At 67.5% G+C, this 21,686-nt stretch carries 20 protein-coding genes; 15 read left to right on the top strand and 5 right to left on the bottom strand.

Going from position 1 to position 21,686, the window contains the following annotated elements:
• Positions 1–409 precede the first annotated feature (409 nt).
• The 6 genes from ACT86A_RS04290 to ACT86A_RS04265 all read left to right on the top strand — a co-directional run bounded on the left by ACT86A_RS04290 (position 410) and on the right by ACT86A_RS04265 (position 7,534).
• Positions 410–1,375, top strand: coding sequence for a DMT family transporter (locus ACT86A_RS04290; RefSeq protein WP_445090648.1), 966 nt, complete (start codon positions 410–412; stop codon positions 1,373–1,375).
• Positions 1,376–1,687: 312 nt separating this feature from the next.
• Positions 1,688–3,538, top strand: coding sequence for a molecular chaperone DnaK (dnaK, locus tag ACT86A_RS04285; protein WP_445090647.1), 1,851 nt, complete (start codon positions 1,688–1,690; stop codon positions 3,536–3,538).
• Complete coding sequence (gene grpE, locus ACT86A_RS04280; RefSeq protein WP_445090646.1) at positions 3,535–4,236, top strand: nucleotide exchange factor GrpE; 702 nt, start codon at positions 3,535–3,537, stop codon at positions 4,234–4,236. Before dnaK ends, grpE begins: the two co-directional genes overlap by 4 nt.
• A gap of 24 nt (positions 4,237–4,260) precedes the next feature.
• The gene (gene dnaJ / locus ACT86A_RS04275) at positions 4,261–5,418 is read left to right on the top strand and encodes a molecular chaperone DnaJ (protein ID WP_445090645.1); all 1,158 of its coding nucleotides are present in this window, start codon (positions 4,261–4,263) and stop codon (positions 5,416–5,418) included.
• Positions 5,418–5,837 (top strand): heat shock protein transcriptional repressor HspR, encoded by a 420-nt coding sequence (locus ACT86A_RS04270; RefSeq protein ID WP_445090690.1) that lies wholly within the window; start codon positions 5,418–5,420, stop codon positions 5,835–5,837. The genes dnaJ and ACT86A_RS04270 overlap by 1 nt, the downstream gene beginning before the upstream one ends.
• Positions 5,838–6,364: 527 nt before the next feature.
• Complete coding sequence (locus ACT86A_RS04265; RefSeq protein WP_445090644.1) at positions 6,365–7,534, top strand: globin domain-containing protein; 1,170 nt, start codon at positions 6,365–6,367, stop codon at positions 7,532–7,534.
• A 73-nt stretch (positions 7,535–7,607) separates the two neighbouring features.
• Here ACT86A_RS04265 and ACT86A_RS04260 read toward each other — a convergent pair whose 3' ends face one another.
• From ACT86A_RS04260 to ACT86A_RS04250, 3 genes are all read right to left on the bottom strand, one after another.
• On the bottom strand, positions 7,608–8,372 hold the full coding sequence (locus ACT86A_RS04260; protein ID WP_445090689.1) for an FAD-binding oxidoreductase: 765 nt from the start codon (positions 8,370–8,372) through the stop codon (positions 7,608–7,610).
• A 30-nt stretch (positions 8,373–8,402) separates the two neighbouring features.
• Positions 8,403–9,560, bottom strand: coding sequence for an FAD-binding oxidoreductase (locus ACT86A_RS04255; protein WP_445090643.1), 1,158 nt, complete (start codon positions 9,558–9,560; stop codon positions 8,403–8,405).
• Between the two features lie 442 nt (positions 9,561–10,002).
• Positions 10,003–10,938, bottom strand: a complete 936-nt coding sequence (locus ACT86A_RS04250; RefSeq protein WP_445090642.1) for an NADP-dependent oxidoreductase — start codon at positions 10,936–10,938, stop codon at positions 10,003–10,005.
• 340 nt (positions 10,939–11,278) lie between these two features.
• Here ACT86A_RS04250 and clpB point away from each other — a divergent pair, with 340 nt between their 5' ends.
• The 7 genes from clpB to ACT86A_RS04215 all read left to right on the top strand — a co-directional run bounded on the left by clpB (position 11,279) and on the right by ACT86A_RS04215 (position 19,313).
• Complete coding sequence (clpB, locus tag ACT86A_RS04245) at positions 11,279–13,834, top strand: ATP-dependent chaperone ClpB (RefSeq protein ID WP_445090641.1); 2,556 nt, start codon at positions 11,279–11,281, stop codon at positions 13,832–13,834.
• A 261-nt stretch (positions 13,835–14,095) separates the two neighbouring features.
• On the top strand, positions 14,096–14,881 hold the full coding sequence (locus tag ACT86A_RS04240) for a DUF5666 domain-containing protein (RefSeq protein WP_445090640.1): 786 nt from the start codon (positions 14,096–14,098) through the stop codon (positions 14,879–14,881).
• 143 nt (positions 14,882–15,024) lie between these two features.
• Positions 15,025–16,074 (top strand): TtfA family protein, encoded by a 1,050-nt coding sequence (locus tag ACT86A_RS04235; protein WP_445090639.1) that lies wholly within the window; start codon positions 15,025–15,027, stop codon positions 16,072–16,074.
• Positions 16,075–16,129: 55 nt separating this feature from the next.
• Positions 16,130–16,939, top strand: a complete 810-nt coding sequence (locus ACT86A_RS04230; protein WP_445090638.1) for an SDR family NAD(P)-dependent oxidoreductase — start codon at positions 16,130–16,132, stop codon at positions 16,937–16,939.
• 2 nt (positions 16,940–16,941) lie between these two features.
• Complete coding sequence (gene pyrE / locus ACT86A_RS04225) at positions 16,942–17,493, top strand: orotate phosphoribosyltransferase (protein WP_445090637.1); 552 nt, start codon at positions 16,942–16,944, stop codon at positions 17,491–17,493.
• A gap of 50 nt (positions 17,494–17,543) precedes the next feature.
• Positions 17,544–18,602 (top strand): beta-ketoacyl-ACP synthase 3, encoded by a 1,059-nt coding sequence (locus tag ACT86A_RS04220; protein WP_445090636.1) that lies wholly within the window; start codon positions 17,544–17,546, stop codon positions 18,600–18,602.
• Positions 18,603–18,605: 3 nt separating this feature from the next.
• Entirely contained in the window at positions 18,606–19,313 is a 708-nt protein-coding gene (locus ACT86A_RS04215; protein WP_445090635.1) for a lysoplasmalogenase family protein, read from the top strand.
• Here ACT86A_RS04215 and ACT86A_RS04210 read toward each other — a convergent pair.
• Together ACT86A_RS04210 and ACT86A_RS04205 are read right to left on the bottom strand one after the other, a co-directional pair.
• Positions 19,297–19,743 carry a hypothetical protein gene (locus tag ACT86A_RS04210; protein WP_445090634.1) on the bottom strand — a complete coding sequence of 149 codons (447 nt, stop codon included), beginning with the start codon at positions 19,741–19,743 and terminating at the stop codon, positions 19,297–19,299. The two genes, ACT86A_RS04215 and ACT86A_RS04210, sit on opposite strands and share 17 nt — an antisense overlap.
• 61 nt (positions 19,744–19,804) lie before the next feature.
• Positions 19,805–20,383: a Uma2 family endonuclease gene (locus tag ACT86A_RS04205; protein ID WP_445090633.1), complete on the bottom strand. Its 579-nt coding sequence runs from the start codon at positions 20,381–20,383 to the stop codon at positions 19,805–19,807.
• 97 nt (positions 20,384–20,480) lie between these two features.
• Here ACT86A_RS04205 and ACT86A_RS04200 point away from each other — a divergent pair, with 97 nt between their 5' ends.
• Both ACT86A_RS04200 and ACT86A_RS04195 read left to right on the top strand, forming a co-directional pair.
• Positions 20,481–20,819, top strand: a complete 339-nt coding sequence (locus tag ACT86A_RS04200; RefSeq protein WP_445090632.1) for a DUF4190 domain-containing protein — start codon at positions 20,481–20,483, stop codon at positions 20,817–20,819.
• Between the two features lie 54 nt (positions 20,820–20,873).
• Entirely contained in the window at positions 20,874–21,560 is a 687-nt protein-coding gene (locus tag ACT86A_RS04195) for a TrmH family RNA methyltransferase (protein ID WP_445090631.1), read from the top strand.
• The last annotated feature ends 126 nt before the right edge of the window (positions 21,561–21,686 follow it).

Below are 21,686 nucleotides of genomic sequence, written 5' to 3'. Positions count from 1 at the left end.
GCAGCACAAGACTCCCGGCAGCCCAAGACTCGGGGCCCAGCCAACCACGCGGCTCGGACTCGCTACCCGGTGCCGAACGCCACGACGGGCCGGTCCAGGTGCTTGTCAGGACTGTGATGTCCCAGCGCCGAGGCATGGGCCGGCTGCTGGGAGGATTCCGAGCGCAGGGCAATTGCAGGTCGCGCTGCGGCGCTGACCCCGGTCCGCTTGTTCGGTCGGCGAGGTTCGCAGAGAATCGAAGCTCGCGGCGACGGGCCGCGGGTACGTGCGGGAAGCGCCCGCTGCTACTGCTTCGCGCGATGGGATTGCTCACTATGCACTCGGTTACCCCGGTCCGTCTGGGCGATGCGTTCGATCGAGGACATCGTGACCTCCTGGTCATCGCCTGCACGGCCGAGACGGCGAGCGCGTGACGAGCCGATCGGTTCCCGGTGTGGCAGGGCAGCACCGCATCGTCGATCTGGCGCTGCTCGCCGTCGCCATCACCTGGGGATCGAGCTATCTGGCGGCCAAGCAGGTCGCCTCCGCCGACAGCGTATTCGCCTTCCTGACACTGCGATTCGGGCTCGCCGCAGTGGGCCTCGCGCTACTTCTGGCGCCACGGCTGCGGGGCATCACCCGCGGCGAATGCGCGCTGGGCGCGGTGTTCGGGCTGATCCTGAGCCTGATCTTCACGCTGGAAACCTTCGGCGTGACCGGGACTTCCGCATCCAACGCAGGGCTGATCATTTCCCTCACGATCGTCATGACGCCACTGCTGGAGCAGTATGTGCGGCGCACCGCCGTGCCTGCTGCGTTCTATGGGGCCACGCTGGTGGCGGTGGCTGGTGTAGCGGTGCTCACGCAGAGCGGCGGGTTGGCTGTACCGAGTCTCGGGGACTTGCTCATGCTGCTCGCCGCGGCAGTGCGTGCGATCCATGTCACGGTGATCGCGCGCTTTTCTGCCGGGCGCACTCTGGACTCATCCCGGGTCACGCTTGTGCAGCTGGTCACCGCGCTGGGGGTGTTCACGGGGTTGTCCACTTTCATCGGACGGGACACGGTCGCGGTCGCCGCGGATTTCAGCGTTGCGGCGTGGCTGCTCACGGTCTACCTTGCGCTCGCCGGCACCGTGTTCGCCTTCTTCATCCAAATGTGGGCGGTCCGGCGGACATCTCCGGCGCGAGTCAGCCTGCTCCTGGGCACCGAACCACTGTGGGCTGCTGTGGTCGGGGTCGGCGCTGGTGACCCGCTCACCGCCCTCACCTTCGTCGGCGCTGCCCTCATCCTGATCGGTACCAACTGGGGCCGGGCGATCGACACTCGACAGGCGCGAACAACCAGTCCGCCACCGGAATCGGAGGCCCGGCCGGCCGCCGTGGCGGTGGACCCATAGGTCGCGGAGCACGACCCGTCCGGTGGGGCCACTGTTCCCGTCGCGGCGTCGACTGGAAATTCGCATCCCGTTCGGGAATCAATCGCGAGGGTCGCGTGTTGAGCCTTTCGACAGCATTGAGCGCAATCGGCTCAAGTTTAGGTTGACTCCCGCGGCCTCTTCGGTGCAGGATTGAGCCGACCACGCTCAGTGTTGCTGAGACTGTGCTCCGTGCGGTGCCAGGGCGAGGTCTCGCGGCGCCGCGTCGGCGCCGCAGGGCGATTGTTCGCCCGGCACCGACATAGATCGATACGTCAACTAGGAGGAAACACAATGGCTCGTGCGGTCGGAATCGACCTCGGGACCACGAACTCGGTCGTCGCCGTGCTCGAAGGCGGCGAGCCGGTCGTCGTCGCCAACTCGGAAGGATCGCGCACCACCCCGTCGGTCGTCGCGTTCGCGAAGAATGGTGAAGTACTGGTCGGCCAGCCCGCCAAGAACCAGGCCGTCACCAACGTCGACCGCACCATTCGCTCGGTGAAGCGGCACATCGGCACCGACTGGTCGGTGGACATCGACGCCAAGAAGTACACCGCGCAGGAGATCAGCGCGCGGGTGCTGATGAAGCTCAAGCGCGACGCCGAGGCCTACCTCGGTGAGGAGATCACCGACGCGGTCATCACCGTGCCCGCCTACTTCGAGGACTCGCAGCGTCAGGCGACCAAGGAGGCCGGCCAGATCGCGGGCATGAACGTGCTGCGCATCGTCAACGAGCCCACCGCCGCCGCGCTCGCGTACGGCTTGGACAAGGGCGACAAGGAGCAGACCATCCTGGTCTTCGACCTCGGTGGCGGCACCTTCGACGTCTCGCTGCTGGAGATCGGCGAAGGCGTCGTCGAGGTCCGCGCGACCTCGGGTGACAACCACCTCGGTGGCGACGACTGGGACGAGCGGGTCGTGCAGTGGCTGGTCGACAAGTTCAAGGCCAGCTCGGGCATCGACCTGACCAAGGACAAGATGGCCATGCAGCGGCTGCGTGAGGCCGCCGAGAAGGCCAAGATCGAGCTGAGCTCCTCGCAGAGCACCTCGATCAACCTGCCCTACATCACCGTCGACGCCGACAAGAACCCGCTGTTCCTCGACGAGCAGCTCACCCGCGCCGAATTCCAGAAGATCACCTCGGACCTGCTCGACCGCACCCGTGCGCCGTTCCAGTCCGTGATCAAGGACGCGGGTATCAACGTGTCCGACATCGACCACGTCGTGCTCGTCGGTGGTTCCACCCGCATGCCCGCGGTCACCGACCTGGTGCGCGAGCTGACCGGTGGCAAGGAGCCGAACAAGGGCGTGAACCCGGACGAGGTCGTCGCGGTCGGCGCCGCCCTGCAGGCCGGTGTGCTCAAGGGTGAGGTCAAGGACGTCCTGCTGCTCGACGTGACCCCGCTGTCGCTGGGCATCGAGACCAAGGGCGGCGTGATGACCAAGCTCATCGAGCGCAACACCACCATCCCGACCAAGCGCTCGGAGACCTTCACCACCGCCGACGACAACCAGCCGTCGGTGCAGATCCAGGTGTTCCAGGGCGAGCGCGAGATCGCCTCGCACAACAAGCTGCTCGGCTCCTTCGAGCTGACCGGTATCCCGCCGGCCCCGCGCGGCGTGCCGCAGATCGAGGTCACCTTCGACATCGACGCCAACGGCATCGTGCACGTCACCGCGAAGGACAAGGGCACCGGCAAGGAGAACACGATCAAGATCCAGGACGGCTCCGGCCTGTCCAAGGAAGAGATCGACCGGATGGTCAAGGACGCCGAGGCGCACGCCGCCGAGGACAAGGCCCGCCGCGAGGAGGCCGAGACCCGCAACCAGGCCGAGTCGCTGGTGCACCAGACCGAGAAGTTCATCAAGGAGAACGAGGACAAGGTCCCGGCGGATGTGAAGTCCAAGGTCGAGGCGGCTGTCGCCGAGGCGAACGAGGCGCTGAAGGGCACCGACATCGCCGCGGTCAAGGCAGCCGTGGAGAAGCTGGCCACCGAGTCGCAGGCGCTCGGCCAGGCCATCTACGAGGCCTCCGCCGCGGATGCCGCGGCCTCCGGCGATGGTGCGCCGTCGAGCGCCGCGTCGGATGACCAGGTCGTGGACGCCGAGGTTGTGGACGAGCCGGTCGACACGGAGAAGAAGTGACCGAGCCGAACGCCGAGAAGGAACCGATCACCTTCGTCGACAACCGGAGGATCGACCCGGAGACCGGGGAGATTCGCCAGCCGGCCGCGGACAACACCACCGCGGCCGGCCCGGCCACGGAATCGGGCAACCGCGCTGAACAGGACAATGGCGCTGAACTGGACAACGGCTTGGACGCTCAGGCACTCGCCGACACCATCAGCGGCGAACTCGCCGAGCGCACGGCCGATCTGCAGCGGCTGACCGCGGAGTACGCCAACTACCGGCGCCGGGTCGAGCGCGATCGCAAGTCCACGATCGACGCTGCCAAGGCCTCGGTGGTCACCGAATTGCTGGGCGTGCTCGATGATCTCGACCGGGCGCGAGCGCACGGCGACCTGGAGTCGGGTCCGCTGCGGACGGTGGCCGACAAGCTGTCGGCCGCGCTGCTGAAGCAGGGTCTCGAGGAGTTCGGTTCGGAAGGGGAGCCTTTCGACCCGACCTTGCACGAGGCCGTACAGCATGAGGGTTCCGGCCACGATCCGGTGATCGGCATCGTAATGCGCAAAGGCTATCGCTTCGGCGATAGGGTGCTTCGGCACGCGCTGGTCGGGGTAACCGATGGCGCGGCCGGGGCGACGGAGGCCGCCGCGGCGGAAACCGCCGATCGGACCACGGAAGAGGCATCGAACCTTGATGCCGGCGCGAACGACAACTGAGCACGCGAGAGGAGGAGATGCCCGGTGAGTCAACGGGAGTGGATCGAAAAGGACTTCTACAAGGAACTGGGCGTTTCCTCCGGTGCCTCGCAGGACGAGATCAAGAAGGCTTACCGCAAGCTCGCGCGCGACCTGCACCCCGATGCCAATCCCGGTGATACCCAAGCCGAGGAGCGGTTCAAGGCGGTCAGCGAGGCGCACGCGGTGCTGTCGGACCCGGCCAAGCGCAAGGAGTACGACGAGACGCGCAAGCTCTTCGCCGGCGGCGGGTACGGCCGCGGTGGTTTCGGTTCCGGCGCGGGAGGCTTTTCGCAGGAGTTCAACTTAGGGGACATCTTCGGCGGCGCTACGACCGCCGGCGACGGTGGCCTCGGCGACCTGCTCGGCGGTCTGTTCAACCGGGGCGGCACGCGGACCTCGAGTCGCCCCCGGCGCGGCTCCGACGTGGAGACCGAGACGACTCTCGGTTTCCGGGAGGCGGCCCAGGGCGTCACGGTTCCGCTGCGGATGACCAGCCCCTCGCCGTGCACCACATGTCACGGCAGCGGCGCCAAGCCGGGGACCAGTCCGCGGGTCTGTCCGGTGTGCAACGGAAACGGCGTGGTCAGCCGCAACCAGGGCGCGTTCGGCTTCAGCGAGCCGTGTGACGAGTGCCGGGGCACCGGCTCGATCATCGACGATCCCTGCGGCGACTGTCGCGGCAGCGGCATCCAGAACCGGACCCGCACCATTACGGTGCGGATTCCACCCGGAGTCGGTGACGGGCAGCGGATCCGGCTCGCCGGTCAGGGCGAGGCGGGCCTGCGTGGGGCGCCCTCGGGCGACCTGTATGTCACGGTCCACGTCAGCCAGGACAAGGTTTTCGGCCGTAGTGGCGACGACCTGACCCTGGTGCTTCCGGTCGGTTACAGCGAATTGGTCCTCGGTACCACGGTTTCGGTGCCCACGCTGGACGGTCGGGTCGGGGTCAAAGTCCCGCCGGGCACCGCCGATGGCCGTATTCTGCGTGTGCGCGGCCGCGGCGTGCCCAAGCGCGGCGGCGGTGCGGGTGACCTGCTGGTGACCGTCAAGGTCGCGGTGCCGCAGAAGCTGGAAGGCGAGGCCGTGGAGGCGCTGAAGCGCTACCAGGAGGCGGAGCGGTCCAGCGGTTTCGATCCACGTGCGGGATGGGCGGGTGCGTGATGTCCTCTGAACCGAGGAAGGCGTCCGGTGGGTCGCGCGCCGAGTTCTTCATGATCTCGGTGGCGGCCCAGCTGGCCGGTATGCATGCGCAAACGCTGCGCACGTATGACCGCCTGGGACTGGTTACGCCGCAACGCACTTCGGGCGGTGGACGACGCTATTCCGCGCGAGACGTGGAGCTGCTGCGCGAGGTACAGCGGCTGTCCCAGGACGAGGGCGTCAACCTGGCGGGCATCAAACGCATCATCGAACTGACCAATCAGGTGGAGCAGCTGCGTCAGCAGGTCGCCGAACTGTCGGCGGAGCTGGAGCGGACGCGGGCGGGCTACCGTCCCGATCTCTCACCTCCGCAACGCAGTACGGCGTTGGTGGTCTGGCAGCCGCGCAATCGCCGCGACGACAGCCGACGCCGGCAGTAACCGCACGTCGCCACCGCCCCTGGTCTCGGACTGCGATCCGAGGCCAGGGGGCTTGTCGTTTCGGCGTGCCTGACGCGAGATTTGCTGGCAGAAAACCACAATATCTTGGACGTAAGTGGTGCTGCCCTCTTCATTTTCGTCCGGAATCTCCGGTTCATTTCTCACCATAGATCGTTCGACGGTAACGGCGGCGTTCGGATGTTTCGCGGTCGGATCGGCAGCCGTAATGTTGCTGCGAATTCGCTAGAAACCGACTGATTGGGACTTAATGCTTAAGTCCGCCTTGATGATTCGCTGAGCGCCCGACTGATTTTCTGCCAGATCTACCGTCTTCCAGTCGGTTTCTGTGGTGTGTAACGTTTTGCACTCTCGTTTTACCGAAATTACACGCGTGAGGTTCAATCGAAAGATTACATAGCTGGCTGGGCCCACCTAAACTCCTTGCCATCGGCTGCTGTCGAGTGGCCCGCAGCACCTCACTCGCCGGCACGGTTCGGGTACGAGTGCGAAATGGGGTTGTGAGACAAATGGATTCGCGCACTGTCGCTTTGATCAGAACCACATTCAAGGCGGTTGCTGCGGAGGATGAGGGCCCGGAGAAGCTGGCGAGATCGTTCTACGCGATCTTGTTCACCGAATACCCACACGTCCGCGATTTCTTTCCGGCCGCGATGGATGCCCAGCGCGATCGCCTGCTCAAGGCGATCTCCTATGCGCTGGACCGATTGGAGGAGCCGGACAAGCTCCTGCCTTTCCTCGCTCAATTGGGTAGGGACCACCGCAAGTACGGGGTGCAGCCCGCGCATTACGCCGCTGTGTCCGCCGCCCTGAAGACGGCCGTCAAAGTATTCGCGGACACCGAGATGTGGACCGATGAGGTCGACCGCGCCTGGGACGAGGGCCTGAAGATCATCTCCGACACCATGATCGGCGCGGCGGAGCAGGAAGCCACGCCGTCGGTGTGGACCGGCACTGTCATCGAGCGGCGCGAGGTGCTGCGCAACCTGGTCATCGTCCGGCTCCAGCTCGACCAGCCGATGCGGTACGCCGCGGGCCAGTATGTGAGCGTGCAGATTCCGTCTCGGCCGCGCATGTGGCGGTACCTCTCCCCGGCGGTGCCCGCGAACGCCGACGGTGAGATCGAATTCCACGTCCGGGGCGTGCTCGGCGGCTGGGTCAGTTCGGCCATTGTCGGCCAGACCGCCATCGGCGATCAGTGGCTGCTCGGCTCGCCGCTCGGTGGACTCGGCGTTCCGCGAAACACCAAGCGCAAGATGCTGATGGTCGGCTGCGGCAGCGGCCTCGCGCCGCTGCGCGCGCAGCTCATGGCGATGGCGCAACGGCGAACCAATCCGAAGGTGCACCTGTTCATCGGCGGTCACCACCCGTGCGACCTCTACGACCTGGAGACGTTGAACGACCTGGCGATGGCCAACCGCTGGCTCACCGTCACGCCGGTGAGCGAACTCGACGAAAACCCGTGGTGGCACGTCGAACCCGATGTTTTTCGGGGCCTGTTGCCCGGCCTGGAACCGCGCGTGATCGGACAGATCGGCAAAGTAGTCGCGAGCTTCGGCGCCTGGGCAGACCGTGACGTGCAGATCGTCGGTTCACCCTCGATGGTGCAGACCACGAAGTTCCGTCTGATGGCCGCGGGGACGCCGGCCAAGAACATCCGCCACGATCCGCTGTTTTGAATTGTTCGGCAGTGTCGTTTTCCGGATCGCGATGATCACCGACCGGCTGGGCGGCCGGTGTGGCTCTGGAGAGTCAGAGGCCCTCGAATCGGATTCGCTCTGCGGGGGTTCCGGTTTCGAGGAGGCGGTCTACGGTGGTTCGGACCATTGCGGGGGAGCCGCAGACGAGGACCTGGTGTTCGAGGAATGCGCCGTGTGAGCTCACGACGTCGGCGAGGGTGCCCTGCAACAGGTCGTCGGGTGCGAAGCCGATGTCGACGCGGGACTGCTCGTACCACTCGTCGGCCCAGTCCGGGTCCTCGAGGCGTTCCACGACCGGGACCACGGTGAGCCAGGGCAGTTCGTCGGCCAGTAGGCACAGCATGTCGGCCGCGTAAAGGTCGCGCGGGCAGCGCCCGCCGACGAACAGATAGGTACGCGGCGGCTCCGGCTTGCGGGCCAGGTCGAGGATCTGCGCGCGCATCGGCGCCAATCCCGTACCACCCGCGATCATCACCACCTCGTCGCCGTCCGGGTCCACCCAGAGCCCACCGAGCGGGGCGCCGATCCGCCACTCGTCACCCGCTCGGGTGTCGGCCACGATCGCGCCGCTGCACCAGCCGCTCGGCACGGTCCGCACGTGGAACTCCAATTTGCCGTCCAGCGAAGGGGGCAGCGCCGGGGAGAGCCTGCGCCGCACGCCGGGATGCTGCGGCACCCGCACCTCGACCGATTGGCCCGCGGCGAACGGCACGAACTCACCGATCAATCGGATCACTGCGACGTCGTGCCGCAGCCGATGATGTCCGACAACGGTCGCCGTCCATTCCGGCGCCTCTGGCACACCGTTACCGAGCATGCTCGGATCCCCCACCGGGGCCTCCTTCTCCTACACAGGGTCGCAGCTGATGATCTGCTCCGGCGTGCCGACCGCGATGAGCGCGCGGCGGGTGTCCGCGATCATGCGCGCCGAACCGGCGATCTGGATCTGCCGGTCCGCCCACGCACCGAAGCTCGCGACCACCGCGCCCAGGTTACCGATCAGGCGCCGGTGCATGCCGTACGGTGCGTCCTGCGCCGGATGCGGGTACCACCACGGGTTGGTCTTCTCCTCGCACACCGGCACGATGGTCAGCCAGGGGTTGCTCTGCGACAGCTGCCACATGTTCTCCACGTCGTACAGGTCGCACGGGTAGCGGCCGCCGATGAAGAAGTGCACCCGCGGATTGATGCCGCGCTGACCCATCTCGATCAGTTGCGCGCGCAGCGGGGCGATGCCGGTGCCCGCCCCGATCATCAGCACGTCGCGGCCGCTGTCCCGGTCGACATGCAGACCGCCCAGCGGCCCGGCGATCTGCCACCGGTCGCCGACCTTGGTCTCGTTGACGATGGCGGGGCTGACCCATCCGCCGCGGATCTTGCGTACATGGAACTCGATCTCGCCATACGGATTGGACGGAATGGCCGGGGACAGGTAACGCCACATCTTCGGACGCTGCGGCACCGTGACCGGCACATATTGCCCGGCCTGGTAGGGCACCGGCCCGTCGGACTGCAGGCGCACGATGGCCAGGTCCTCCAGTACGCGGCGATGGCCCACCACCGTAGCCGGCCAGAACGGCTGGGATTTGTCGGAGTTGGCGCCGATGGCCATGGACGCGGAGATCAGGATGGCGATGTCGCGCCAGCCATCCTCCAGGTCGCGGTGCCAGGCCGGGCCGTTGTAGACCCGGAACGCGGCCAGCAGGGCGCGCCCAGCGAGGTCGTAGTGCGCCGCCTCGACACCGAATTTGCGGTGGTCGCGGGCGAGTTGTTCCAGAAATTTCTGCGCCCGGTCCCAGTTCTCCAGGTGGTCGAGCACGTACTGAATGGCCGTGGCGATCCGCTTGGGTTGCAGGTCCATGGCGGGCGGGAACAACTCGCGCAGCCGGGGAGCCTCGGCGAACAAATGTCCGTAGAAGGCGCTGACCAGCCGCTCGGGTCCATTCGGCGATTCGATCACCGTACGGAAATTGGCGCGGACCAGCGCAGCCGAACGCGCATCCACGACGTCGAGCTTCCTTTCCCTCGGTTCTTCCCGGAGACACGCCCGTTACCGGCGGTCTCCCGGCGACAAGTATCCCCGAAAATGCCGTGGTCGTGTGGGTACAAGCCCATAAGGCTCGGCCAACGGTAATCGGTGGGCAAACAGGCGATGCGGCTGCCCCCGTCCGATGGCGGCTGTCGGGGCACCGGAACTCTCGCCGCGTCGTCGCGAGGAGACAGCTGGTCAGGCGGGTGCCGGCACGGACCGTAGGGACGACCTGCTCGGTATCATGCGGGATCTGCTCTGCCGGTTCCATCGACGGTCGGCCGGAAGACGAGCCCGTCCGCCGATCCGCTGGGGTCGGTGAGTTGCCGGTAGTTGTCGGCTTCGGAAACGGGCCGAATTCGGCCGCTCGGTGCTCGAGCACACCTCCGGGCGCGATCCACCCGGTTGGCGGCAGCGCTCAAATGGCGAGCACGGTTTTGCCGCGCGCGCCCGCCGCACCGATGACCGAGGGGCCGTCCTCGAGCGCAACGGTCGCATCGATCGGCACCACCACGTCGCCGGCGGCGACACGCTGGATCAGCCGGGCCAATTCCGGTGCTCTGCCTTTGGATTCGATATTGCCGCCCTTGATGGACCGGGCGCGCAAGGCGTCCTCGTCGGCGGCGAAAATCGTGGAGTAGACCGTCCCGCCGTCACGGACCACTGCGGTCAGTTCCGCAAGTACCTCGGGCTCGCTCACCAGGTCGAACAGGACGTCGATCCCGTCCGGATGCGCGGCGAGGACCTGGTCGCGCACCGGGCCGGCGGTGTAGTCGACCGTCTCGGCGGCACCGAGACGGGTCATCTGGTCCGCGGAGTCGCCCCGCGCCGTCGCGATGACATGCGCGCCCGCGATATTGGCCAGTTGCACCAGGAACGAGCCGACGCCACCGGTGGCGCCGACGATCAGCACGGTCTGACCGGGCTGAATGTGGGTGGCGTCCACCAGGTCCTGCGCGGTGACCCCCGCGGTCGGCAATGCCGCGGCCTGGACTGTCGGCACGCCGACCGGGATCGGTACCAGTGTGCCGCCTTCGGGCAGCACCGCGTACTCGGCGAAACTGCCGTGGCCGACCGGCGGAGTGAGGAACTTGCCGACTACGCGGTCGCCGACCGCGAACCGGCTGACGCCCGCCCCGAGCGTCGCGACGGTGCCCGCGCCGTCCACCCCGAGGATCATCGGAAAGTCGTGCGGCAGCTTGCCGTCCAGCACGCCGGAGGCCATCCGCTGGTCGAAGGGATTCACCCCCGCCGCCTGGAGTTGCACCCGCACGGTTCCCGGCCCTGGCTCGGGCATCGGCATCTCGGCTAGCTCCGGTGTCGTTCCGAACTTCCGTACCACGATTGCGCGCATCCGTTGGCTCCTCGACTCGGGCTGAATAGTGAGGCATCGACTGACGGCCGTGGTCATCGTAGGCGCCCGAAGCCCGCCGACGTGCGCATTCACCGCTTTCGGCGGTGTCGCACTCGTCGCTTTCGCCCTTGTCGCGGCGTAGCGTTCGAATCGAGCCCGGCGAACCATCGACGCGGCTGGAACGGCTGGCGGAAAAATTTCAAACTTGAGTGGAACAGACTCAACCTTTCCGACGTTGGACGGATAGAAATGGTGCCGAGCCGGACCTGGTCCTGCGAGATCGCGGTTCCTGCGAGGTCGCGACTGGGCACCTGCGAATCGACTAGTAGGAAGGTGACTCGTGGACTCGTTCAATCCCACCACCAAGACCCAGGCGGCCCTGACCGCCGCACTGCAGGCGGCGTCCGCCGCGGGCAATCCGGATATCCGTCCGGCGCACTTGCTGGTGGCGTTGCTCGATCAGACCGACGGCATCGCCGCGCCCTTGCTGAAGGCCGTCGGCACCGATCCGGCGACCGTGCGGCGCGAGGCACAGGACATCGTGGACCGGCTCCCCAGGGCCACCGGCGCCACCACCACGCCACAGTTGGGCCGGGAGGCGCTCGCCGCGATCACCGCCGCACAGCGCCTGGCCACCGAACTCGGTGACGAGTACGTCTCCACCGAGCACGTCATGGTCGGGCTCGCCGAGGGCGACTCCGACGTGACGATGTTGCTCGCCAAGTACGGCGCCACCGCGGACGAGCTGCGTGCCGCGTTCACCACCGTGCGCGGCAGCGCCAGGGTGACCAGCCCCGATCCGGAGGGCAGCTACCAAGCGCTGGAGAAGTACTCCACCGATCTCACCGAGGCCGCCCGTTCCGGCAAACTCGACCCGGTGATCGGCCGGGACACCGAAATCCGCCGTGTGGTCCAGGTTTTGAGCCGCCGCACCAAGAACAATCCGGTGCTGATCGGCGAGCCCGGCGTCGGCAAGACCGCGATCGTCGAGGGCCTGGCCCAGCGCATCGTGGCGGGCGATGTGCCGGAGTCGTTACGCGGCAAGTCCGTCGTCGCGCTCGACCTCGGCGCGATGGTCGCCGGCGCGAAGTACCGCGGCGAATTCGAGGAACGGCTCAAGGCCGTGCTGGAGGACATCAAGAACAGCGCGGGTCAGATCATCACCTTCATCGACGAACTGCACACCATCGTCGGCGCGGGCGCCACCGGGGAATCGGCGATGGACGCGGGCAACATGATCAAACCGATGCTGGCCCGCGGCGAGCTTCGCCTGGTCGGCGCGACGACGCTGGATGAGTACCGCAAGCACATCGAGAAGGACGCCGCTTTGGAGCGGCGCTTCCAGCAGGTGCTGGTCGGGGAGCCGTCGGTGGCGGACACCATCGGCATTCTGCGCGGCATCAAAGACCGCTACGAGGTGCACCACGGCGTACGCATCACCGATTCCGCGCTGGTCGCCGCCGCAACCCTCTCGGACCGCTACATCACCTCCCGGTTCCTGCCGGACAAGGCGATCGACCTGGTCGACGAGTCGGCCTCCCGGTTGCGCATGGAGATCGACTCCCGCCCGGTGGAAATCGACGAGGTGGAGCGTGCGGCGCGCCGTTTGGAGATCGAAGAGGTCGCCTTGACCAAGGAGACCGACGAAGCCTCCAAGCAGCGCCTGGAGAAACTGCGCGCCGAGCTCGCCGATGTGCGTGAGCGGCTCAACCAGCTGACCACCCGCTGGCAGAACGAGAAGAACGCGATCGACCAGGTGCGCACGCTGAAGGAGCAGTTGGAAGCGCTGCGCGGTGAGTCGGAGCGTGCCGAGCGTGACGGTGATCTGGGCAAAGCGGCCGAGCTGCGCTACGGCCGGATTCCCGCGCTGGAGAAGCAGCTCGCCGAGGCGGAGCAGACCTCCGCCGCGGCCGGAGACGGCGAGGTCATGCTCAAGGAGGAGGTCGGACCCGACGACATCGCCGAGGTGGTGTCCTCGTGGACCGGCATCCCGGTGGGCCGGATGTTGGAGGGCGAGACGCAGAAACTGCTGCGCATGGAGCAGCAGCTGGGGCGCCGCGTGGTCGGGCAGACCGAGGCGGTGCAAGCGGTGTCCGATGCCGTGCGCCGCTCGCGCGCCGGTGTCGCCGACCCGAACCGCCCGACCGGGTCGTTCATGTTCCTCGGCCCGACCGGTGTCGGCAAGACCGAGCTGGCGAAGGCCTTGGCGGACTTCCTGTTCGATGACGAGCGCGCCATGGTCCGGATCGACATGAGCGAGTACAGCGAGAAGCACTCGGTCGCCCGGCTGGTCGGCGCGCCGCCCGGCTACGTCGGCTACGACCAGGGCGGCCAGCTCACCGAGGCGGTGCGGCGCAGGCCCTACACGGTCGTGCTGTTCGACGAGATCGAGAAGGCGCACCCGGATGTGTTCGACATCCTGCTCCAGGTGCTCGACGAGGGCAGGCTCACCGACGGACAGGGCCGTACCGTGGACTTCCGCAACACGATCCTCATCCTGACCTCGAACCTCGGTGCGGGTGGTGATCGCGAGTTCGTGCTGAACGCGGTCCGTTCGGCGTTCAAGCCGGAGTTCCTCAACCGCCTCGACGACGTGGTCATTTTCCACGCCTTGGACGAGGACCAGCTGGAGACCATCGTCGACATCCAGCTCGACCAACTCCAGAAGCGGCTGTCGCAGCGCAGGCTGAAGCTCGATGTCAGCGATTCGGCCAGGTTCTGGCTCGCCGTTCGCGGCTACGACCCCGCCTACGGCGCTCGCCCGCTGCGCAGGCTGATCCAGCAGGCCATCGGCGACACGCTCGCCAAGGAACTGCTCGCGGGCGAGGTCGCCGATGGCGACAGCGTCAAGGTGACCGTGTCGCCGGACGGCGACAGCCTGCTCGTCGGCCGGTGAGTCCCGGTTCGCTGTGGAGGCGCGTCGCACCTCCACAGCGAACGAACCACAATCCGTACCCGTCGGCCGGCAAAGACCTGGCCACGGCACCGCGAGCGGCCTTACCGCGCGGGCCGCGTGACGTGTCCTGGCCTGCCAGGGGCACGGTCACGAGACTCCCCGGGCCCGCGAACACGCAGCGCCGCAGGCGCTGCCAAACAAACACAGCACACGCAGCGCCGCAGGCGCGGCAAATCCACAAGACCACCTACGCTGGGATGCATGACCAACCCGAACGATCCGTGGGGACGGCCGGAGGATGCGCCGACCGAGCACCTCGGTCCGCCGGGCAAGTCCGGATACCGGGAGCCGGCGCATACCGCGGAGTACACCCAGGCGTACGGCACCGGCGCACCCTCGGAATATCCTCCGACCCAGGAGTACGGGGGATGGCCGCCGCCAGGACCGAATGCCACGCGGGAGTTCCCGTCCTACGACGCTCAGTGGGCCGCCTACCAGGCCGGCGCCGACGACCGATGGGCCGCAACGACGGTGCCGCCCGGTGGGGCCGCGCCGCAGCAGCCGCGGCCACCGCGGCGCAATACCGGCCTGTGGGTCGCGCTCGGGATCGGCGTCGTGTTGTTGATCGGTGCGATAGGCGTGGTCGCGGGCATGGTGTTGGGCGGCAGTGATTCCGGTTCCAGCGATACCGTGGCGGCCTCCTCGGCGCCGGTCACGACCAGGTCGCATCCGGGCGCCGGAACCGGCGCGCCGACTCCGCCGAGTGGGCTGCCGGGCCTGCCCGGCCTCGGCGATGCCGATGGCCGCGGCACGACCATGGGCACCATCACCGGTAACAACGGCGGCGCGCTGACGGTGAGCACGGTGCTCGGCCAGACCGTCACCGTGCATACCGACGGCGGCACCCAGGTGATCTCGCTGTCGGGCACCACGGTGTCCGATCTGAAAACCGGCGAGCTGGTGCTGATCCAGGGTGACAAGGCGGCGGACGGATCGATTCAGGCCAAGGTGATCATCGGCACCACGCTGCCCGGCGGCGGACGATGAGGCGGTGGGCGATGAGGCGGCGGGGGTGGACGGTGACTCGCGTTCGCCGGATGAGCTCGTTCGGCGGCCGTCTCGTGTTCCCTCGGCCCGGCGCGGGGCCAATGACGGACTATGTCCGGCCGGGCCTATTAGGCTAGGCGGCGATGACGGCAATGTGGTTCGGATTGGCGGCGATCGCGCTCGTGGGCGCGATCGTGTTGCTGTATTTCGATCGGCTCCAGCGGCAGCGGACCGGTCACGCACGACAGGTCTGGGCGAAATCCCAGGGCTATACCTACGTGTCCGTGGAGCCCGCGCTGCCCGCTACGTGGCGGCGTGGCGCGTTGGCCAAACTGGGCTATCTGTCCGCGGTCGACGTGGTCTCCGGCGTCCGTAAGGGCGAGAAATTCGTGCTGTTCGATCTGGAGGATGCCGCGACTCTGGTCGCGGTCCGCCGACAGATCGGCTCGGACATCGACGTGGACATGCGGCTGAAGACCGCCGCGCCGCCCAAGGACCACGATCTGGAACTGCTCGGCGCGATCGGGGACCGGGTGGTTTTCGCGACCAACCCCGAAATCGCCAGGCACGCTGTCGATCAGCGCATGGTCGCCTTCATCGAGAACCTGTCGGACACCGTGCAGATGCTCTGGAGCGAGGGCAACTGGACCCTGGGCATGCTGGCGGTGGGCACCCCCCCGAAAGACTGGGAGAGCGCGATCGACGCGGTGCTGCGCCTGTCCGGTCTGCTGCACGTGCTGCCCCCGGTCAGCGAGCCGCATTTCGACGGCGGCGGGCACGACCCGGGCCGTCCGCATCCACGCGAGTGGCAACACGATGCCGAGGACGACGCCGAGGGCGGTTCCGCCCGGCCGCAGCTGCCGCGGGTGCGCAACGAGCCCGAGAGCGACGAAGCGCTGGTCGGCGAGGACAGCTACGTGAACGAGCGCGCGCCGCTGACCACGGCCGACGACAGGCCGGAACCTCCGCGTCGCCCGTCGCTCGCGGTGGTGCCGGACGCGCGTGCCCGGGTCCGTGAAGAAGATCGGGTCCGTGCCGAAGATCGGGCGGGCGAGAGCGTTCGGCCGCGGGAAGGGCACGAGGAGCGTCCCGCTGCGGAGAGCCGGTCGGCCGGGGTGGACGGGCCCACCGACCCGCCCGGTGGACCGTTCCACCCCGGGTTCCGGCCCTATCAGGGACCTGTGCCGCAGTGATCGGTCGCGCGCCCTCCGGGGCTGGGTCGGCACGGCTGCGAACGATCGCGCCGTCATGACCGAGGTCCCGCATCCGCGTCTGCCCGGCGCCACCCGTCCGGTGGCATTGGTCACCGGCCCGACCTCGGGCATCGGTCACGGCTATGCGACTCGCCTGGCCGCGCTCGGTCACGACTTGGTGCTGGTCGCCAGGGACGAGCAGCGTCTCGTGGCCCTCGCGACCGACTTGGAGCACCGTTTCGGCACCCGCTCGCAGGTGCTCGTCGCGGATCTCGCGCGGGCGCCCGATCGCGAGCGGATCGCGGCGCGGCTGGCGGACGGTGTCGAATTCCTGGTCAACAATGCGGGATTCGCGCACTCGGGGGAGTTCTGGACGTTGCCGCCCGAGCAGCTGCAGGCGCAGTTGGATGTCAACGTGACGTCGGTGGTCCAGCTCACCAGGGCCGCGCTGCCGTCGATGGTCGCCGCGGCGAAGGGCTGCGTTGTCAACGTGGCCAGTGTGGCGGGCCTGGTTCCCGGACGCGGCTCGACGTATTCGGCCTCCAAGGCCTACGTCGTATCCTTCACGGAAGGGTTGGCAGGCGGATTAGCCGGAACCGGAGTGCGGGTCCAGGCCCTGTGCCCGGGATTCGTGCACACGCGATTCCACGAGCGCGCCGGTATCGAGATGTCGTCGGTGCCGAAAGCGCTGTGGCTGAGCGTCGACCAGGTAGTCGCCGGCTCGCTGCGTGATCTGGAGTCCGACCGGGTGCTCAGCGTGCCCGGTCTGCAGTACAAAGCGCTCACTACCGTCGCCGGATTGATCCCGCGAACCCTGGTGGCCCGACTCAATCGCGGGCTGCTCAACGCACGCGGAAGGACATAGACATGATCGACCAGGTGGTTACCAACAACAGGGACAGTTTGGCCGCGCTGGTGCGCGAGCTCGCGGTAGTGCACGGCCGGGTCACGCTGTCCTCGGGCAAGGAAGCCGACTATTACATCGACCTGCGCCGCGCGACTCTGCATCACGAGGCGGGGCCGCTGATCGGCAAGTTGCTGCGCGAGCTGGTCGCGGACTGGGATTTCGCCGCCGTGGGGGGCCTGACCATGGGCGCTGACCCGGTCGCTCTGGCGGTGATGCACGCCCCCGGTCGGCCGATCGACGCCTTCGTGGTTCGCAAGGCCGCGAAGTCGCATGGCATGCAGCGCCAGATCGAGGGTCCGGAGGTCGCCGGCAAGCGCGTTCTGGTTGTCGAGGACACCACCACCACGGGCAATTCACCGCTGACCGCGGTGCACGCGTTGCGCGCGGCGGGCGCTACCGTTGTCGGAGTCGCCACTGTCGTCGACCGGGAGACCGGTGCAGACCAGGTGATCGCCGCGGAGGGACTGGAATACCGGTCGATCCTCGGCTTGCGGGATCTCGCACTGGGATAGCCTGGTCGATGGTCTGAGTTCTAGAAGGTGAAGGGTCGTGTGAGTCACCAGTGGTGCGCATTGCAGTAAACCGAAGTCGCGAGAACGTCGCGATGCTCGGAATCGGTGCCTACCGACCCAAACGCGTGGTCAGCAATGCCGAAGTGTGTGAGGTGCTGGATTCCACCGATGAGTGGATCTACGACCGCACCGGTGTCCGCAACCGGCGCTGGATCAGCGGTGACGAGACGCTGCGGTCGATCGCCGCGGCAGCAGGCGAGCGCGCGATCGCCAACAGCGGCATCGATCGGTCCAAGATCGGTGCCGTGATCCTGGCTACCTCCAGCTGGCTGACACTCACCCCGCACGGCGCGCCGCAGGTGGCCTACGACATCGGGATCAACGGCGTCGCCGCCTTCGACCTGACCTCCGGCTGCGGCGGCTTCGGCTACGGCCTCGGTGTGTCCGCCGACCTGATCCGCTCGGGCTCGGCCGAATATGTCCTGCTCATCGGCGCTGAGACGATGACAGTCGGGCTCGACCCGACCGACCGTAGCACCGCGATGATCTTCGGTGACGGTGCCGGCGCGGTGGTGGTCGGCCCGAGCGAGGAGAACGGCATCTCGCCGACGGTGTGGGGCAGCGACGGCGAGAACGCCTCCGCGATCACGCAGGACATCGACTTCCTGGAGTACATGCACCGGGCGCAGTCCATGCAGGGCCTCGATCCGCAGCTCCAGCCGGTCGGCCGGATGTCGCTGCGGATGGAGGGACCGCGCGTGTTCCGCTGGGCCGCCGTCACCCTGCCACGGGCGCTTTCCACCGCGCTGGAGGTGTCCGGCGTGGCCAAGGAGGACATCGAGGTGTTCGTCCCGCACCAGGCCAATGCCCGCATCAACGAGCTGATGAAGAAGAACCTCGGCCTGGCCGACGAGGTTCCGATGGCAGGCGACATCGAGAACACCGGCAACACCTCGGCCGCCTCCATCCCGCTCGCGATCGAAGAGATGCTGGTAACCGGCAAAGCCAAGGGTGGCCAGACCGCGTTGCTGCTCGGGTTCGGCGCGGGCCTGAGCTACGCGGGCCAGGTGGTCACCCTGCCGCCCGCTCCGGCCGAACCGAGCTTCTGACCGATGCGCTCGTTTCGAGCCGGATTCCTCGTCGCGGCGGCGGTCACCGTCTGCGGGGCGGTCACCGGCCGGAAGCGGGCGCAGTGGATCGCGAAACCGCTGCTGATGCCGCTGCTCGCGGCCGATGTAGCGACCCAGGGCACCGTATTGCCGCCCGCCGATCGCGCCGTGCTGATCGGGTCGCTCGGCGCGGCGACGGTCGGCGATATTCTGCTCATCGACCCGGATGACGATCGTCGGTTGATCGCGGGCGCGTCGTCGTTCGCGGTGATGCAGGCCGGGTACTCGGCGCTCTGGTGGCGGATGGGTGGCCGGCCCACCGGCGCGGCGGTCGTCCCCCGAGTGGCGGCCTGGCTGGCGGCGATCGGATTACTGCGGGTGAAAGCTCCATCGGTGGCCGCACCGCTGGCGGCTTACGGAGTCACCTTGGGTGCCGCGGCTGCGCTGGCTTCCGATCCCGCACTGGCACCCGCCGCGAAAAACCTTGCGGGCGTGAATATTCCCGGTGCTGATCCACGCAGCCGCCTCGGTCTCGGCGCGCTGCTGTTCACCGTCTCCGACGGCCTCGTCGTGCTGCGGCGGTTGTTCGCGCGCGGCGAGCGGGCCCGCCGGGTGACCGAAGGTGTCATCCTGGCGACCTACGCCGCCGCGCAGTACCTGCTGGCTGATCCGAAAGCGCATGTGAAGACTGTGGTCATAGCACCAGAATGATGCGGTCCCGGTTCGCGGGATCGACGCGGATCGAGAGGATCTCGCCGACCACGAGGCGCGGTTTGTCGGCTGGGGTGGCGTCGAAAACAACGGTCCCCCGATAACTTTCGGATCCGGGCACGGTCAATTCGAGATCCAGTTCGGTGAGTTCGGTGGAGTGGTCGGTGCGTTCCAGCGGATGCACGCCCTCGACGGTCGCCCACCCCTCCAGGCCGTGCCGCCACAGCTTCCGGTCCGCTTTCGACGGTCGCGCCGCGAAAATCATCCCGATTCCCGCGCAGGTGCCGAACAATCCGACCAACGCGACGATCTGATAGGGCACGGTTCCCGGTGGTGTCCGATGCACTACCCACCCCAGCCACAACGCCAGCAGCACCAGATACCCGGCCGTCACACCGAGCACCGTATGCAGCATCCGCTCGTGATCCATGCCAGCCTCCACCCCGAGCGCCAGACCTCCAGAATAGGCCTGCCGCGCCCGTCGCGAAGGGCTATCGGTCCGTGCGAGTGCTGGTCAGTGCGGCGATATCGATCGTGATCGGCGTTTCGGCGAGCTCCAGCCCCATCTGGCCGGATTGCTCTGCGACCAATTCGTAGTTCCCATCGACCAGGCGATAGGCGGCCAGGCTGGCAGGCTCGTCCAAGTCGACCAGCCAGTAGTGCTCGATACCGGCGTCGGCGTACTCGAAGAACTTGGTCACACGATCGGTGCGGCGCGAACCGTCGGACAGGATCTCGACGGCGAGCACGACGTCCTCGGGCTGGGCGCGGGCCAGATCGTCTTCCAGCGATTTGTTCGGGATCACCACGACGTCCGGCACGCGCACCGTCGGCGGCAACGCCGCGTCGATGATCACCTCGGCCTCGGTCACCGCGCACAGCTGACCGGGCAGCTGTGGGTGGAGCTGAGCAGCCAGCTGCCAGACCGCAAACTGATGGCGCAAGACCGGCCTCGGCGATACGACCAGAACCCCCTCGACAAGCTCGTAACTGCGGCTGTTGTCCTCTGGCAGCGCGGTCCAGTCCTCCAGGGTCAGCAGATGATCAGGCCAGTGCATTTCGACGGTCATCGCTTCCTCCCTCCCCGCACGGCTACCGCGTCGTGGCCAGTCTTGCACAGGACACCGATGAATGGTGGTGTGACGGCACACCGCTACCATCCCGCGGATGAGCTACCCGCCGCAGCCGCCACCATACGGCTACCCAGCCTATGGTGCGTACGGTCCGCCACCGGACCACCCGCAAGCCACCACGATCCTGATCCTGGGCATCCTGAGCCTCGTGTTCTGCCAGTTCATGGGTCCCTTCGCCTGGGTGATGGGCAAGCGCGCACTCAACGAGATCGACTCGTCCGGTGGCGCCATCGGCGGCCGGGGAAATGTCAACGCGGGCTACATCTGCGGCATTATCGCGACGGTGCTGCTGTGCCTCAGCCTCCTGTTCGGCGTGTTCTTCCTGGTGCTCCTCGTGATCGGTGCCTTCGCGGGAAGCTCGTCCGGTTACTGAGTCCAGCCGTGGCCGCCCGTCATCGGTGTGGCGGCCGGAATTAGCATCGTCAGCGTGAGCCATCCAGTGCCGGACGCAACGGACCAGGACCTTCCCGGGCCGACGGAGTGGGGTGTGCACGCGCATGGCGTCGGCCCGTGGGCGGTCGAGCACGCGGGGGCGCCGCCGGAGGACCCGCGTCTGGATCCGGAACTGCTGGCCGGTGGCGACCGCCGCAACGTGGTCGATGCCTACCGGTACTGGAGCCGCGAGGCGATCGTCGCCGATATCGATCGGCGCAGGCATCCGTTCCATGTCGCGATCGAGAACTTCGGGCACGACGCGAACATCGGCACGGTGGTCCGCACGGCGAATGCCTTCGCTGCCGCGGCCGTGCACATCGTCGGCCGGCGGCGCTGGAACCGGCGCGGTGCGATGGTGACCGACCGCTACCAGCACATCGAGCATCACGCCGATATCGGCGAGCTGCTCGCCTTCAGCGAGCGCGCGGGTCTGACCATCGTCGCCGTCGACAACGTGCCGGGTTCGGTCCCGCTGGAGACCGTCACGCTGCCGCGCGAATGCCTGCTGCTGTTCGGTCAGGAGGGGCCAGGAGTCACCGAGCACGCCAAACAGGTCGCCGTGCTGACGGTGTCGATCGCGCAGTTCGGTTCCACTCGCAGCATCAACGCGGGCGTGGCGGCGGGGATCGCGATGCACGCGTGGATCCGGCAACACGCCGATCTCGCGACGGCCTGGTAGGCGCGCACGAGCGGCTCGGCGGCGTGACCAGCGGATCTTCCGATCACCGAGCGAAGCACGACGATTTCACATCGCTTTCGTAACAAATCGGACGCAAAAATGCGTTCGATCCTGGCACCATGGAGA

The sequence above is a fragment of the Nocardia glycosmidis genome (assembly GCF_052545115.1).
This window is presented reverse-complemented; position numbering and strand designations above follow the sequence as displayed.